Annotated in this window: 1 pseudogene; it reads right to left on the reverse strand. The window is 49.2% G+C overall.

Annotated elements, in window-relative coordinates:
* Positions 1 to 545, reverse strand: a pseudogene (locus tag ACFIO3_RS15460) (PBSX family phage terminase large subunit); the annotation flags it as partial.

A 545-nucleotide genomic window follows, 5' to 3' on the forward strand; every position in this document is an offset into this window, starting at 1 on the left:
TGACTGGACCAATCATGCTCGGCGCCTAAACCAATATTACGCTTCTCATCCCATTTCTCATGATACCAATTCAGTGCCTTACGCCCCGCTACGGTTGTCTCTTCATTAAACCAAACTGAAGGCAAAATCCGTCGCACTGCCTCGATACGCATTTTGACAGCACCTGCCCCTTGATTAGGAATGACTTGCGTTTCAAAACCCGCATCATTTAAAGCACTCTCAAAACTCACATTGTGCACACGGTCTCTTGTTGCACCATCATGGGGTAACACCATCAATGCCTTCTCATAGCCATTCTGACGCAACCAACCGATATGCTCCGATAACGGCTGTCCCTGTGCTTCGTAATAATCAAGCACTCTGATCTCTCTACCAACAAATTGCGCTATCCATATCGCCGTGGCATCTGCCTTAGCACCCGTGCCCCCAATGTCCCAAAAAGCGCGTATCTGCATTAAAGGGTCACGAGCAACACGCCCTATCCGCCCCTCTTGCTCGGCTGCCAACATTTCCCTCTGATAATAAGCGCCTTGAACTGCTGTAAG

The sequence above is a fragment of the Bartonella sp. AD328YNZD genome (assembly GCF_042196425.1).